Genomic DNA, 14,298 nt, shown 5'->3' with positions numbered 1-14,298 from the left:
GCCTTCGCGCGCCATGCGAGACTAGCGGTTTATTCACTCGGGCCGCCGCTTCGGCAGATCTCCATGACAGATTCCACACGCACCGCGGGTGTGCATTTTTATCGCCCCGAAGCGGGCCATCGGCTCGCGCACGACCCGTTCAAGGCCATCGTGGCGCCGCGCATGATCGGCTGGATCTCCAGCCGCGACGCGGAGGGCCGCTTCAATCTGGCGCCGTACAGCTTCTTCGGCGCGTTCGCGGGCAATCCGCCCGTTATCGGATTCTCCAGCGAGGGCTACAAGGACTCCGTGCGCAATGTCGAGGCCACCGGGGAATTCGTCTGGAACATGGCGAGCCTGTCGCTGGCCGAGAAGATGAACGCGACCTCGGCCAGCGTGCCGAGCGACGTCGATGAGTTCGCGCTTGCGGGCCTGACGCCCGTGCCCGGCCAGGCCGTCGATGTGCCGCACGTGGCCGAGTCTCCCGCCGCGCTCGAATGCAAGGTCATGCAGGTGATCCGGCTAACCAATATCGACGGCGAGCCCATGTCCAACTGGCTCGTGCTCGGGCAGGTGGTCGGCGTGCATATCCGCGACGAATTCCTCACGGACGGCTTGTTCGATACGTTCCGCGCCCAGCCGATCATGCGCGCCGGCTATCGCGCCGAGTATGCACAGACCGGGGACAAGTTCGAGATGATTCGCCCGAAATAAGAAGACAGCGATCGTCAGCGCCGCCGCGCCGGTATAGCGTACGAGCTTTCCAATGGCCACGGAGTGGTGACCGGATGTGGGCGATCGATGTTGCCTGCGCGCACGCGCGCGCTTGGGCGGGGCGATATCCCGCGTCGGCGGGTCCCTTCGAGGTACGGCCCCCGCGGCTGCCTCGCGATGCGCTGCCCGTCTACGACGACGAACTTGGCTGCATGGTCGGCTACCTGCGCGCGCACGCGCGGCGCGTGCAGCTGATGAACCTCGATGGCGACGTCATTGCGGTATGGGCCTGCAATGCGTTCCTGCCCGAACCCGATATCGCCGACACGGTGCTGGTCACGGGCGGGCTCTGGACGCCGCGGGTACGCGGCATGACGCCGCTGGGCACAATCGGCAGCGGCGCGCCGGTCGGGCCCGACGCGGTGGGCGCGCTGCGCCGGCACTTCATGGCCATGGCGCAGGAACCGCTGTTCTTTACCGAACCCGCCATCGCCCGCATGCAGGACCGCGCGCACTTCGTGCCCGTGCATATCCTGCGGCTGGCGCTGCGGCATGGCGAACGGCTGCCGCCGCCGGCGGGGCTGACCGGCGTGGCCCGATTCTCATCGCTGATGTGGCTGCGGCAGGTGCCGCATGTGCTGGACGTGATGACGAGCGCGGACGGCCTGACGGTGCTGCGCTTCGAATACTGGCACTACGCGGGGGATTGCATCGCGCTTGCGCCGGCCGCCTGATGGAGGGCCGGGCTGGCGTCATGAGGCGCCGTCACCTTATCGACCGCGGCCATCACGTCCTCGACCGTCGGCGGCGCGCCGCGATCGCCGATCGACAGCGACTGCCCTTCCGTATGGATGCCGAAATGCTGCCGGTCCGTGGCCGTGAACAGCATCACCGACGGCTTGCCAAGCGCATCGGCCAGGTGCACGAAGCCCGTGTCCATGCCCACGACGAGCGCGGCGGCATCGACGCGTTGCGCGACTTCGGTGATCGACATGCGCGGCAGCACTTCGGCGCCCGGAATCTGGGCGGCCAGCGCCTCCGATTCCTGACGCTCCTTGTCGGAGCCCCACGGCAGCTGGATGCGGTAGCCGCGCGCGGTCAGGGCCTGCCCCACGCGGACCCAGCTGGCCTGCGGCCACTTCTTGATCTCGGCGGACGTCGCATGGAACAGCATGCAGCGCGGCACGCCGTCCGCATTGAGCGGCGTCGCGGGCGCCGGCACGCGCAGCGCGTTGGTCTCGCGCGGCTCGATCTCGTAACCCAGCGCGTTGGCCACGACCATGCGCATCTTGTGGCGGCACGTGGCGTCGCCATGCGGGCCGTAGATATCGGTGTAGAAGACCTCGGCCTGCGGCTCGCCCAGAAATTCGGCGGCATAGCCGTAGCGGCGCGGCGCGCGCGCGAGCCGCGCGACGATCGCGCTCTTCATCACGCCGTGCACATCGACCACCGCGTCGTACTTCTCGCGGCGCAGCTGGCGGATGGCCTTGAGGATGCCGCCGAGGTTCTTCAGGCTGCGTTGCTTCTTGAAGCCGCGCAGCGGGGGCGAGATCACGCGATCGACCCCGACGGCCCAGCGGGGGATGTCCGCGCAGGAAGCATCCGCGACCCAGTCGATCTTCGCTTCCGGATATGCGCGGCGCAGATCGGAGATCAGCGGCAGCGTGTGGACCATATCGCCAAGCGAGGTGATCTTGATGACGAGGATGCGCTTCATGCGGGGGCGGCGGCTGGAACCGGTGAAATTGGCGAAGCCGCTAGTATGCCTGAGCGCGCGCGCGCACTCGTCACCTCCAGCCTCTCCGGACTGGCAACGCTTACCGCCAGGCGGAGGCGTCCGGCACCACCGTGGCAAAGCGATCGTGCAGCGCCGCCAGCGTCACGCGGTGCAGCGCGGCGGCCGGCACCGGCTCGCCCCCGAGCGGATCGGGCAGATCGCGCGTGGCGCAGGCCGCGGCCACCACCGTGCAGCGGTAACCGTGGTCGAGCGCGGACCGCACGGTGGCGCTCACGCACATATGCGTCTGGAAGCCCGCGACGATCAGCTCCTTGCGGCCCAGCGCCTCCAGCCGCGCCGCGAGCTCGGTCCCGGCAAAGCTGTTGGGCAGATGCTTGACCACGGTCGCCTCGTCGCCCTGCGGCGTCAGGCCGTCGATGATCTGCGCGAAGCGGGTGCCGGGGTCGAACGCGCCACCGGCCTTGCCGTGATGGACGATATGCACGATGGGGGTGCCATGTTCGCGCGCGAGCGCGAGCAGTTCGGCACAGGCCGCGATGGCGGATGGCATGCCGACCAGCGGCAGCCGGCCATCGACGTACTCCTGCTGGTGGTCGACGACGACCAGCACGGCGTCCTGCCAGGCAGCGGGCTTGCGGCTCGCGCCGGCGGCGTCGAGCAGGGTGAAGGGAGCGGACATGATAAACGGGTCCTTTCGTCAAAACGTCGATACTAATCCACTTCACGCGCGGCTTCACCGTTCCGTACGCATCACATCACGTACGGCTGAACACATCCATTTGGATTAGTCCGCGTTTACGTGGGTGCACATCTGCTACGCTGCGAACCGGTTGCCGAAAAATGGGCGGGGTTGCCGGACAAAAGCCCAGGCACCGAGAACGGGTCAGTGCGCGCCAGTATTGCGATATCCCAGGCGATACGCGAGCGTGCATGAAAAAGAACATGAACATGCGGCACTCTTTGAAGTACCGGATGGCGGTCGCGACTGCGCTCGTGGTCACGCTGGTCCTCGTGGTTCGCGCGGGGTTTTCCCAGTACTACGCGTACGACAGCCTCAAGGGCCTGCTGCAAGACCAGCAGGACACGCTCGTCAAGATGGTCGCCGAACAGCTCGACGAAAAGCTCGAGTCGCGAGAGATCGTGCTGCGCCGGCTGGCGAAGCAGCTCGCCCCCGCCCTTTCCCGCCCCACCTCGGAACTGCGTCGCATTGCCACGGACACCGTGGACATGCCCGAAAGCTTCAACGCGGTGCTCATGGCCTGGCCCGACGGCACGCTGGCCTTCAGCACCGCGGTGCCCGAGGGGTACAAGCCCAACGTCGGCGAACGCGAATACTTTCAGGCCGTTCTGAAAGGCGCGCCGTTCGTCGTCTCCGATCTGATCCAGGGCCGCTATTCGAACTCGCCCGGCGTGATTCTCGCGATACCGCTGCGCGGGCCGAACGGCGAACTGCTCGCCGTGGTCGGCGGCGTGCTGAATCTCAGCGGTCATAACTTCCTGCGCGAGGTCGCGCGCAGCCGGGTCGGCGTCACCGGCTACTACTGCCTGGTGTCCTCGACGGCCAGCCCGCGCTACGCGCTCCATCCCGTGGCCAGCAACGTCCTGCAGCCCGCGCGCGCGGCCGGCGAGTCGTGCGGGGCCGAGCAGCCCGAGTCCGCATGGGAATGGCTGTCGCCCAGACAGCCGATCGTCGCGCGGCATCTGCTCGAGGCCAACGGATGGCAGGTGGTTGCCGTGCTGCCGGCAAAGGAAGCGTTTGCGCCGCTGATGGAGATTCGCCAGCGCGCGATGGCGGCCGCCGTCATCTCGCTGCTGATCGCGGGCGTGCTGATGTGGCTGCTGATCAGGCAGATGCTTGCGCCCCTCGAACGCCTGCATCGCGCCGTGCGGCAGGTGACGACGCAGCCCACCGCGGTGGAAGAGCTGCCGATCGGGCGCGAGGACGAGATCGGCGAGCTGGCCACGGCGTTCCGCGAGGTCATGCATCAGCTGTCCGAGCGCGAGCGCGCGCTCGAGGCCGCGAAAGACCGCGCCGATGCGAGCGAGAAGCGCATGGAGGCCATTGCCAACCATGTGCCCGACTATGTGTCCTTTATCGACGCCACCGAACGCTTTGCCTACGTCAACCAGGCCTACGCGAATCACTTCGGCGTGGCGCCGGAGCAGATCGTCGGGCTGACGCTGCGCGAGCTGTGGGGGACCACGGAGTACGTGGCCAACGAGCCTTACCTCGCGCAGGCCCGCGCGGGCGAGGCCGTGACCGTGACGCGCGAGTGTGCCGATGGGGAATGGGTGGAGGTCACCTACCAGCCGGCGTGGAACGAAGCGCGCGATGCGCTGACCGGGCTCCATATGTTCGCGCGCAACGTGACCGACGAGCGCGCGCGGCTGCGGCAACTCGAGGCGCAGACGCTATCGGACCATCTGACCGGCCTGCTCAACCGCAAGGGGTTCGATCGCCGGCTGGCGGAGGTGATGACGCGCGCCGATGCCGGCGGCCAGCGCGCGGCGCTGCTGCTGGTGGACCTCGACGACTTCAAGGCCGTCAACGATACCTACGGGCATGCCGTCGGCGACCGTCTGCTCGTGGCCTTTGCGGAGCGGCTGACCCATTGCGTGCGCAAGGGCGACGCGGTCGCGCGCATCGGCGGCGACGAGTTCGCGATCATTCTGGAGAACGTGGGCACGCCCGCGACGGTCAATCGGCTGGCCCGCACCGTGGTGCAGGCCGCGATGCGGCCGCTCGTCATCGGCGACCAGCCGTTCGTGGCGACCGCGAGTGTGGGGAGTGCCCTGCACCATCCGCATACGGGGAGCTCGATCAGCGAGCTGTTCATGCGGGCGGATATGGCGCTGTACGAGGCCAAGCGCCATGGGAAGGCGCGACATGCGTCGCCGGCCAGTCCGGCGCCGGCGACGATGTCCTGAGGTTACCGCACCTTACCTTCCTTCCACGCCTGCAGCAGCTTGTCGTACGCGATCGTCTCGCCCTTCGGCTTCTCGTTGTCGAGCTTCTTCCACGGCGCGTGTTCCGACGACAGCCACTTCGACGGATCGCTCTTCGGGTTGAGCTTCGGCGCGCAGTGGCTCATGCCCGCGCGCTGCAGCCGTGCCATCACCTGATCCATCTCTTCGGCCAGCGTGTCCATCGCCGCCTGCGGCGTCTTCTCGCCCGTCACCGCGGTGGCCACGTTCTTCCACCACAGTTGCGCGAGCTTCGGATAGTCGGGCACGTTGTTACCCGTCGGCGTCCACGCCACGCGCGCCGGGCTGCGATAGAACTCGATCAGGCCGCCGTACTTGGCCGCGTTCTTGGTCAGGTACTCGTTGTTGATATCGCTGTCGCGGATAAAGGTCAGCCCCGTCAGCGACTTCTTCAGCGACACGGTCTTCGCGGTCACGAACTGCGCGTAGAGCCACGCGGCGGCCAGGCGGTTCGGGTCGGTGTTCTTGAAGAACGTCCACGAACCCACGTCCTGATAGCCGTTCTGCATGCCCTGCTTCCAGTACGGGCCATACGGCGACGGCGCCATGCGCCACTTGGGCGAGCCATCGGCGTTGACCACGGGCAGGCCCTTCTTGGTCATGTCGGCGGTGAATGCCGTGTACCAGAAGATCTGCTGCGCGACCTGTCCCTGCGCGGGCACCGGGCCGGCTTCGGAGAACGTCATGCCCATGGCCTGCGGCGGCGCGTACTTCTTCATCCAGTCGATGTACTTGGTCAGCGCATAGACCGCGGCCGGGCTGTTGGTGGCGCCGCCACGCGACACCGACGCACCCTCCGGCGTGCACTTGTCGGCGCCCACGCGAATGCCCCATTCGTCGACGGGCATCCCGTTCGGCAGGCCCTTGTCGGCGGTACCCGCCATCGAGAGCCACGCGTCGGTGAAGCGCCAGCCCAGCGACGGATCCTTCTTGCCGTAATCCATGTGGCCATAGACCTTCTTGCCGTCGAGCTCCTTCACGTCGTTCGAGAAGAAGTTGGCGATGTCCTCGTATGCGGACCAGTTGGTCGGCACGCCGAGGTCATAGCCATACTTGGCCTTGAACTTGTCCTGCAGGTCCTTGCGCGCGAACCAGTCCGCGCGGAACCAGTACAGGTTGGCGAATTGCTGGTCGGGCAGCTGATAGAGCTTGCCGTCCGGGGCCGTGGTGAACTTGGTGCCGATAAAGTCCTTGAGGTCGATATCGGGGTTCGTGAACTCCTTGCCCGCGCCGGACATATAGTCGGACAGCGGCAGGATCGCGCCATAGCGGTAGTGCGTGCCGATCAGGTCCGAGTCGGAGATCCAGCCATCGTAGATCGACTTGCCGGACTGCATCGAGGTCTGCAGCTTCTCGACGACGTCGCCTTCCTGGATCAGGTCGTGGTTGACCTTGATGCCCGTGATTTCCTCGAACGCCTTGGCCAGCGTCTTGGACTCGTATTCGTGCGTGGTGATGGTTTCCGACACCACGTTGATCTGGTTGACGCCCTTGGCCTTGAGCTTGGCCGCGGCATCGATGAACCACTTCATCTCCGCGAGCTGCTTGTCCTTGCTCAGCGAGGACGGCTGGAACTCGTTGTCCACCCACTTCTTCGCTTCCGCTTCCCCTGCCGACGCGTGCCCGCACGCGAGCGCCGCCGCAAACGCCAGGGCCGACATCCCCAACCTTACGTGCTGTTTCATCAATGTCTCCTCAGGAACCCCCTCCCCGGATTTCTGTTTCTGGGATGGCGCCCCGGGGAAGAGAACAGGCGGCACAGCCCATCGAATGGGACAACTTGCGGCAAGAACGAACGAATCAGCCCTTGCGCATGATCACCAGCAATACCAGCAGCGAGATGCCCGCGCTGATCCATACCGACGGTTCCTCGGCCAGCGAGAACCACGCCTGCATCTTTTCGCCGAGACCCACCCATGCGAGGTTGATCCAGGCCGCGCACATCAGCCCGATAAACAGCCGGTCCCCACGCGTGGTGGCAATCGGCAGGAACCCCTTGCGCAATACCGTGGGCGCGCGCATTTCCCAGATCGTCATGCCGACGAGCATCACGACCACGCTTGCAAAGAACACCGCCACGGGGGTGGTCCATACCATCCAGCTCAGCATCGATCGCCCTCCCTCAGACGCGACCCATCGCGAAGCCCTTCGCGATGTAGTGCCGCACGAACCAGATCACGATGCCGCCCGGCACGATGGTCAGCACGCCGGCCGCGGCCAGCACGCCCCAGTCCATGCCCGACGCGGACACCGTGCGCGTCATCGTCGCCACGATCGGCTTGGCTTCCACCGACGTCAGCGTGCGCGCGAGCAGCAGTTCCACCCAGCTGAACATGAAGCAGAAGAACGCGGCCACGCCCACGCCGGCCTTGATCAGCGGCAGGAAGATGGTCAGGAAGAACCGCGGGAACGAATAACCATCCACGTAGGCGGTCTCGTCGATCTCGCGCGGCACGCCCGACATGAAGCCTTCCAGAATCCATACGGCCAGCGGCACGTTGAACACGAGGTGCGCCAGCGCCACGCCGAGGTGCGTGTCCATGAGCCCCATGGTCGTGTAGAGCTGGAAGAACGGCAGCAGGAACACGGCCGGCGGCGTCATGCGGTTGGTCAGCAGCCAGAAGAACACGTGCTTGTCGCCGATGAACTGGTAGCGCGAGAACGCGTACGCGGCCGGCAGCGCGACGGAGATCGAGATGACCGTGTTCAGCGCGACGTAGATCATCGAGTTGATATAGCCCGAGTACCACGACGCATCGGTGAAGATGGTCACGTAATGCTCGAACGTGAAGCTCGCGGGCCACAGCGACAGCGTGGACACGATCTCCTCGTTGGTCTTGAACGACATGTTCACCATCCAGTAGATCGGCACGATCGCGAACAGCAGGTAGATCGTGAGGAACACCGGACGCCATACGCTGGTGCGCTGGCCAGGTTGCTTCTCAGCCATGGGACACCTCCTCGCTGCCGGCCGTGCCGGCGCGCTGCATCCAGTTATAGAGCACGAAGCAGGTCAGCAGGATGATCAGGAAGTACACGATGGAGAACGCCGCGGCGGGGCCGAGGTCGAACTGCCCCACTGCCTTCTGCGTCAGATACTGCGACAGGAACGTGGTCGCGTTGCCGGGCCCGCCGCCGGTCAGCACGAACGGCTCGGTGTAGATCATGAAGCTGTCCATGAAGCGCAGCAGCACCGCGATCATCAGCACGCCGCGCAGCTTGGGCAGCTGGATAAAGCGGAACACCGCGAAGCGCGAGGCGCCATCGATCTGCGCGGCCTGGTAGTAGGCGTCGGGAATCGCGCGCAGGCCCGCGTAGCAAAGCAGCGCGACCAGCGGCGTCCAGTGCCATACGTCCATCACGAGCACGGTGACCCACGCATCGACGGCGCTGCCCGTGTAGTTGTAGTCGAACCCGAGCCCCGCCAGCGAGGCGCCGAGCAGGCCGATATCGGTCCGGCCGAAGATCTGCCAGATCGTGCCGACCACGTTCCACGGAATAAGGAGCGAGAGCGCGATGACCACGAGCGTCGCCGACGCGCGCCAGCCCGCGGCCGGCATCGCCAGCGCCAGAAGAATGCCGAGCGGAATCTCCACGGCCAGCACGGCGAGCGAGAACCCGAGCTGACGCAGCAGCGCGTCATGGAGCTCCGCGTCGCGCAGCACGGTGGCGAACCATTCGGTGCCGACGAACACGCGGCGCTCGGGGGAGATGATGTCCTGCACCGAGTAGTTGACGATGGTCATCAGCGGCAGGATGGCGGAGAACGCCACGCAGATCACCACCGGCAGGACCAGTAGCCAGGCTTTCTGGTTGACGGGCTTCATTGGACCAGTTCCTCGTTGACGTAGTAGCAGGTGTGGCGGTTGAACACGGTGAGCCACGCGACATCGCCCGCGTTCAGCGCCGCGGCTTCGGTACCGAGCCGGGCGCGCAGCGTGGCGGTTTCCGCGCCGCGCACGCCCGCCGTGACGAGCCAGTACGTGCCGATGTCCTGCGCGCGCGTCACGCGCACCGGCATCGCGAACGGATCGCCCTCGCCCGACAGGCCCAGGTATTCGGGCCGCACGCCGATGCGGAACGTGCCCGCGGCCTGCAGCGCGGCCGCGACATGCGGTTCGAGTGCCGGCGTGTAGCGGCGCCCGTCATGGCCCCCTTCCACCTCGATCGCCCCGTCGCGCCACGTGGCCGAGAGGAAATTCATGCCCGGCGAGCCGATAAAGTGCCCGACGAACGTGTGCGCGGGCTTTTCGAACAGCGCATCGGCCGAACCAACCTGCACGGCCTTGCCGCGCGACATCACGACCACCTGGTCCGCGAACGTGAGCGCCTCGGTCTGGTCGTGCGTGACGTAGATCAGCGTGAGCCGGAACTCGTGATGGATTTCCTTGAGCTTGCGCCGCAGCTGCCATTTGAGGTGCGGGTCGATCACGGTCAGCGGTTCGTCGAACAGGATGGCCGAGACGTCCTGCCGCACGAGGCCGCGCCCGAGCGAGATCTTCTGCTTGGCATCGGCGGCCAGCCCGCTCGCGCGGCGGTCCAGCGACGACGAGAGGTCGAGCATCTCCGCCACGCGGCCCACGCGCTCCCTGACCTGCGCATCGGGCACGCCGCGATTGCGCAGCGGAAACGCGAGGTTCTCGCCGACGGTCATCGTGTCGTAGATCACCGGAAACTGGAACACCTGCGCGATATTGCGCGCCTGCGGCGAGGCCGCGGTCACGTCCCTGCCATCGAAATGGATCGTGCCATGCGACGGGCGCAGCAGCCCGGACACGCAGTTGAGCAGCGTGGTCTTGCCGCACCCCGACGGGCCCAGCAGCGCATAGGCGCCGCCGTCCTCGAACGTGAATTGCAGCGGCAGCAGCGCATAGTCCTCGTCGCGCTGCGGGTTCGGGCCGTAGGCATGGGCGAGGTCGAGATCGATACGTGCCATCTCAGCCTCCGCTTGCCGTGGGTGACAACGCGGCGGACAGCGGCGTGCTGACCGCATCGGCCAGCGCGCCCGGCCGGCGCGGCGCGTGGATGCGCGCGCCGGCGGCATCGAACAGATAGATCTGCGCGGGGTCCAGATACAGCGACAGCTGCGCGCCGAGCGCGAAGTCGAGCACACCCGCGAACTGCGCCACGAGGTTGCCGGCGGCCGTGTCCACGTGCACGAACGTATCGGAACCCGACAGTTCGGCCAGCGCCACGCGGCCCGGCACATCGACGCTCGCGCCCTCGCCGTCCGCGGACGCGGTCGGCTTGAGCCGCAGCGCGGCCGCGCGCACGCCCATCGTTACCGCGCCCTCGTAGCCCGCGGCCTCGGGCACGGGCAGCGAGATCCCGCCGGGCAGCGTCACGCGCCCCGCGGCGAACGTCCCGGCGATCAGATTCATCGGCGGATCGCTGAACGCGCGCGCCACGCGCAGCGAGTCCGGATAGTGGAAGACCTGCGGCGTCGGCCCGTACTGCAGCAGTTCGCCCGCATCGAGCACGGCCGTATAGCCGCCCAGCAGCAGCGCTTCGGCGGGCTCGGTGGTCGCGTAGATGACCGTGGCGTCGCCATGCGCGAACAGCTGCGTGAGTTCCTCGCGCAGTTCCTCGCGCAGCTTGTAGTCGAGGTTGACGAGTGGCTCGTCCAGCAGCATCAGCGGCGCGTTCTTCGCCAGCGCCCGTGCGAGGGCCACGCGCTGCTGCTGGCCGCCCGACAGCTCGGCCGGATAGCGCTGCAGCAGATGATCGATATGGAGCCGCGCCGCCAGTTCGCGCACCTGCCGCGCGATCTCGTCGCGCCCGGTCTTGCGCAGGCGCAGCGGCGAAGCGATGTTGTCGAAGACCGTGAGCGACGGGTAGTTGATGAACTGCTGGTACACCATCGACACGTTGCGGTCGCGCACCGGCACGCCGGTCACGTCCGTGCCATCGACGCGCACCTGGCCCGCGGTCGGCCGGTCGAGCCCGGCCATCACGCGCATCAGCGAAGTCTTGCCGGCCTGCGTGGCGCCAAGCAGAATCGTGACGGCGCCGGGTACCGGCGCGAGCGACATCGGATAAAGATAGGGTTGCGAACCGACCTGCTGCGCAACGCCTTCCAGGCTGAGCTGCATCCAGTCTCCAATATGTTCTTATGCCTTATTCAGCACTCTCACGCGTAACCGCTGTGGGCGCTGCAATGCACTATTTTCTGTGTCCTGCTCGTTTTAGCAAAAAAGCGAACGTAATACAACTGTGCGGCGCATCATTTGTTTTCGTTTCTGTTTGTTCTAGAATGCCCGCATGATCCTCAATCCCCGCCAGACTGCCCTGCTCGAAGAGGTACGCAGCCAGGGCTTCGCCTCCATCGACGCGCTCGCGCGCAAGTTCGGCGTGACCCTCCAGACGGTGCGCCGCGACGTCAATCTGCTGGCCGAGAATGGCATGCTCACGCGCTTCCACGGCGGCGTGCGGATGGAGAACTCCACGACGGAGAACATTGCCTACCGGCAGCGGCAACTGCTCAATGCCGACGGCAAGGCGCGCATCGGCCGCGCGGTGGCCGCGGCGGTGCCGGATGGCTGCTCGCTGATCCTGAATATCGGGACCACGGTCGAGGAAATCGCGCGCGCGCTCATCCACCATCGCGGGTTGCGCGTCATCACGAACAACCTCCACGTGGCCAATATCCTTGCGGACAATCCCGATTGCGAGGTCATCGTCGCGGGCGGCGTGCTGCGCTCGCGCGACCGCGGCATCATCGGCGAGGCCACGGTCGAGTTTATCCGTCAGTTCAAGGTGGATATCGGGCTGATCGGCATCTCGGGCATCGAGGCCGACGGCACGCTACGCGATTTCGATTTCCGCGAGGTGAAGGTCGCGCGCACGATCATGGAACATTCGCGCGAGATCTGGCTGGCCGCCGACGCCAGCAAGTTCAATCGCCAGGCCATGGTGGAACTGGCGCCGCTCTCGAGCGTCGATCGCCTGTTCACGGACGAACCGCTGCGCGAACCGTTCGTGCAGATGCTGGGCGACAGTGGAGTGAGCTGTGTGGTCGCGGACCCCGAGTAAGGGGATGGGGCCCGCGGCGGTCCGCTTACTTGAAGACGACCGTCTTGTGGCCGTTGAGCAGGATGCGGTGTTCGGCGTGCCACTTGACGGCACGCGCAAGGGCCACGCACTCGACGTCGCGGCCCACGGCCGTGAGCTGGTCGGGGTCCATGCTGTGGTCCACGCGCTCGATCTCCTGCTCGATGATCGGGCCCTCGTCGAGGTCCGCGGTCACGTAGTGGGCCGTCGCGCCGATCAGTTTCACGCCGCGGTCGTGCGCCTGGTAGTATGGCTTGGCGCCCTTGAAGCTCGGCAGGAACGAATGGTGGATATTGATCGCGCGGCCGGCCAGCTTGCGGCACAAATCGTCCGACAGCACCTGCATGTAGCGCGCGAGCACGACGAGGTCGATGTTCTGGTCGCGCACGACCTCGAACACGCGGGCTTCCTGCGCGGCCTTCTGCTCGCCCGAGGCGTTCATCAGCGGCAGGTGGAAGAACGGCACGTCGTACGACGCGGCCAGCTGGTAGAAATCGCGATGGTTCGAGACGATCGCCGCGATCTCGACGGGCAGGCCGCCCGCCTTGGCGCGGAACAGCAGGTCGTTGAGGCAGTGACCGATCTTGGACACCATGATCATGACGCGCGGCTTGACCGAATCGTCGAACATTTCCCACTGCATGCCGAACTGATCGCCGACCGGCGCGAACGCGGTGCGCAGTGCGGCAAGGTCCGGACCGCCCGCGGCGGTGCTGAAATGCACGCGCATGAAGAAGCGGCCCGTAAAGGCGTCGCCGTACTGGTCGGAGTCAACGATATTGCAGCCGTGCTGGAACAGCAGGCCCGAAACGGCATGGACGATGCCCGGCTGGTCCGGGCACGAAATGGTGAGAATAAATCCGGTGTTGCTCATCGTAAGCGATTGGGTTCAGGGCAGGCCGTGGGGACGCGGGGCTGGGATGGGTACCTGAAATTTCAGGCCCAGCCTCGCCGCCGGAGCGCATCGAGCGTCACCAGCGTGGCATCCACGGTCATCGCGCGGTCCGCCATGATAGCAAGCAATGCCGCCGGGGCGATCCGCCGATGCTCGGCCACCTCGCCATCGCGGTTCACGGGCACGAAGTCCGCGGGCAGCACGAGGTCGTACACGAAGACCTGTTCCCATTGCACGCCTTCGGGGATCTCGCGCAGGACCTCGATCATGCCGTGGGCCTCGGCCCGCGCGGCCAGTGCCTGCGGAATGCCCGATTCCTCGTCGCATTCGCGCACGAGCGTTTCCAGCGGCGCGCTGCCATGCGGCATGCCGCCCGCGACGAGGTTGTCCCACATGCCGGGGTCCACCGACTTGGACGGGCTGCGCCGCGACACCCACAGCGCGGGCGGCTGCCCGGGCGGCGTGTCGATGATCCCGTTCATATGGGAGGCGAACGTCAGCAGGCCCAGGTACCGGGCCGCGGCGCGCTCGATGGTCGCGAACGCGGGCGCGTCGAGCGCGGGCGTCACCGCGAACAGCTCGTTGCGCCAGCCGCGCACGTGGCCCGCGTCCGCGAGCCGCTTCGCGAGCCGGGCCAGCGCGGCGCTGCGGCTCGCAAAGTCGTGGCGGCCGGGCAGCAGCGCGATGGTGCCATGGGCTTCCGCCCCCACCCATTCGATGGCCCCGGTGCCCTCGGCGGCCGCCTCGGCCTGCATCGACCGCAGCACGATGGCGTGCGCGCGCGGCAGCCAGCCGACGTGGCAGCCTTCGACGATCAGCCGCAGATGCGAATCGGCATCGAATGGACTGCGCGCGGCCACGCCGGCCGCCGTACGTTCCACCAGACCGGCGCGTGCCGCTCGCGCGGCGACTTCATTCATTTCTGACATGTTCGATT

14 protein-coding genes are annotated in these 14,298 nt (G+C 66.7%); 4 read left to right on the top strand and 10 right to left on the bottom strand.

Annotated elements, in window-relative coordinates; all coding sequences use genetic code 11:
• Positions 1–63: 63 nt before the first annotated feature.
• Both AAHB16_RS23255 and AAHB16_RS23250 read left to right on the top strand, forming a co-directional pair.
• Complete coding sequence (locus AAHB16_RS23255) at positions 64–693, top strand: flavin reductase family protein (protein ID WP_150371223.1); 630 nt, start codon at positions 64–66, stop codon at positions 691–693.
• Between the two features lie 74 nt (positions 694–767).
• The gene (locus tag AAHB16_RS23250) at positions 768–1,427 is read left to right on the top strand and encodes a hypothetical protein (RefSeq protein WP_342052099.1); all 660 of its coding nucleotides are present in this window, start codon (positions 768–770) and stop codon (positions 1,425–1,427) included.
• Here AAHB16_RS23250 and waaC read toward each other — a convergent pair.
• The gene (gene waaC, locus AAHB16_RS23245) at positions 1,388–2,410 is read right to left on the bottom strand and encodes a lipopolysaccharide heptosyltransferase I (RefSeq protein WP_150371221.1); all 1,023 of its coding nucleotides are present in this window, start codon (positions 2,408–2,410) and stop codon (positions 1,388–1,390) included. The genes AAHB16_RS23250 and waaC overlap by 40 nt on opposite strands.
• A 100-nt stretch (positions 2,411–2,510) precedes the next feature.
• On the bottom strand, positions 2,511–3,110 hold the full coding sequence (locus AAHB16_RS23240; RefSeq protein ID WP_342052098.1) for a cysteine hydrolase family protein: 600 nt from the start codon (positions 3,108–3,110) through the stop codon (positions 2,511–2,513).
• Positions 3,111–3,403: 293 nt separating this feature from the next.
• Here AAHB16_RS23240 and AAHB16_RS23235 point away from each other — a divergent pair, with 293 nt between their 5' ends.
• Positions 3,404–5,359: a diguanylate cyclase domain-containing protein gene (locus AAHB16_RS23235; RefSeq protein ID WP_342052097.1), complete on the top strand. Its 1,956-nt coding sequence runs from the start codon at positions 3,404–3,406 to the stop codon at positions 5,357–5,359.
• Between the two features lie 2 nt (positions 5,360–5,361).
• Here AAHB16_RS23235 and AAHB16_RS23230 read toward each other — a convergent pair whose 3' ends face one another.
• The 6 genes from AAHB16_RS23230 to AAHB16_RS23205 form a co-directional block, all read right to left on the bottom strand.
• Positions 5,362–7,101, bottom strand: coding sequence for an ABC transporter substrate-binding protein (locus tag AAHB16_RS23230; protein ID WP_150371218.1), 1,740 nt, complete (start codon positions 7,099–7,101; stop codon positions 5,362–5,364).
• A 115-nt stretch (positions 7,102–7,216) separates the two neighbouring features.
• Positions 7,217–7,525, bottom strand: coding sequence for a DUF2160 domain-containing protein (locus tag AAHB16_RS23225; protein WP_342052096.1), 309 nt, complete (start codon positions 7,523–7,525; stop codon positions 7,217–7,219).
• 13 nt (positions 7,526–7,538) lie between these two features.
• Positions 7,539–8,366 carry a carbohydrate ABC transporter permease gene (locus AAHB16_RS23220; protein ID WP_342052095.1) on the bottom strand — a complete coding sequence of 276 codons (828 nt, stop codon included), beginning with the start codon at positions 8,364–8,366 and terminating at the stop codon, positions 7,539–7,541.
• Positions 8,359–9,243 carry a carbohydrate ABC transporter permease gene (locus tag AAHB16_RS23215; RefSeq protein WP_150371215.1) on the bottom strand — a complete coding sequence of 295 codons (885 nt, stop codon included), beginning with the start codon at positions 9,241–9,243 and terminating at the stop codon, positions 8,359–8,361. Before AAHB16_RS23215 ends, AAHB16_RS23220 begins: the two co-directional genes overlap by 8 nt.
• Positions 9,240–10,352, bottom strand: coding sequence for an ABC transporter ATP-binding protein (locus AAHB16_RS23210; RefSeq protein ID WP_342052094.1), 1,113 nt, complete (start codon positions 10,350–10,352; stop codon positions 9,240–9,242). The genes AAHB16_RS23215 and AAHB16_RS23210 overlap by 4 nt, the downstream gene beginning before the upstream one ends.
• A 1-nt stretch (position 10,353) precedes the next feature.
• Positions 10,354–11,508, bottom strand: coding sequence for an ABC transporter ATP-binding protein (locus AAHB16_RS23205; protein ID WP_150371213.1), 1,155 nt, complete (start codon positions 11,506–11,508; stop codon positions 10,354–10,356).
• A 169-nt stretch (positions 11,509–11,677) separates the two neighbouring features.
• Between AAHB16_RS23205 and AAHB16_RS23200 the strand changes: the two genes are divergently transcribed.
• Positions 11,678–12,448, top strand: coding sequence for a DeoR/GlpR family DNA-binding transcription regulator (locus AAHB16_RS23200; protein ID WP_150371212.1), 771 nt, complete (start codon positions 11,678–11,680; stop codon positions 12,446–12,448).
• A 25-nt stretch (positions 12,449–12,473) separates the two neighbouring features.
• On the opposite strand, the gene purU is transcribed toward AAHB16_RS23200, so the two are convergent.
• Positions 12,474–13,340, bottom strand: a complete 867-nt coding sequence (gene purU / locus AAHB16_RS23195) for a formyltetrahydrofolate deformylase (protein ID WP_342052093.1) — start codon at positions 13,338–13,340, stop codon at positions 12,474–12,476.
• A gap of 62 nt (positions 13,341–13,402) precedes the next feature.
• Complete coding sequence (locus AAHB16_RS23190) at positions 13,403–14,290, bottom strand: NUDIX hydrolase (protein WP_411859808.1); 888 nt, start codon at positions 14,288–14,290, stop codon at positions 13,403–13,405.
• Positions 14,291–14,298 lie beyond the last annotated feature (8 nt).

It is taken from the genome of Cupriavidus sp. OTU4054, from assembly GCF_038440175.1.
In the GTDB taxonomy this organism is placed as follows: Bacteria; Pseudomonadota; Gammaproteobacteria; order Burkholderiales; family Burkholderiaceae; genus Cupriavidus; species Cupriavidus pauculus_D.
The sequence above is the reverse complement of the archived record's forward strand: the minus strand, read 5'-3'. Positions and strand labels throughout refer to the sequence as shown.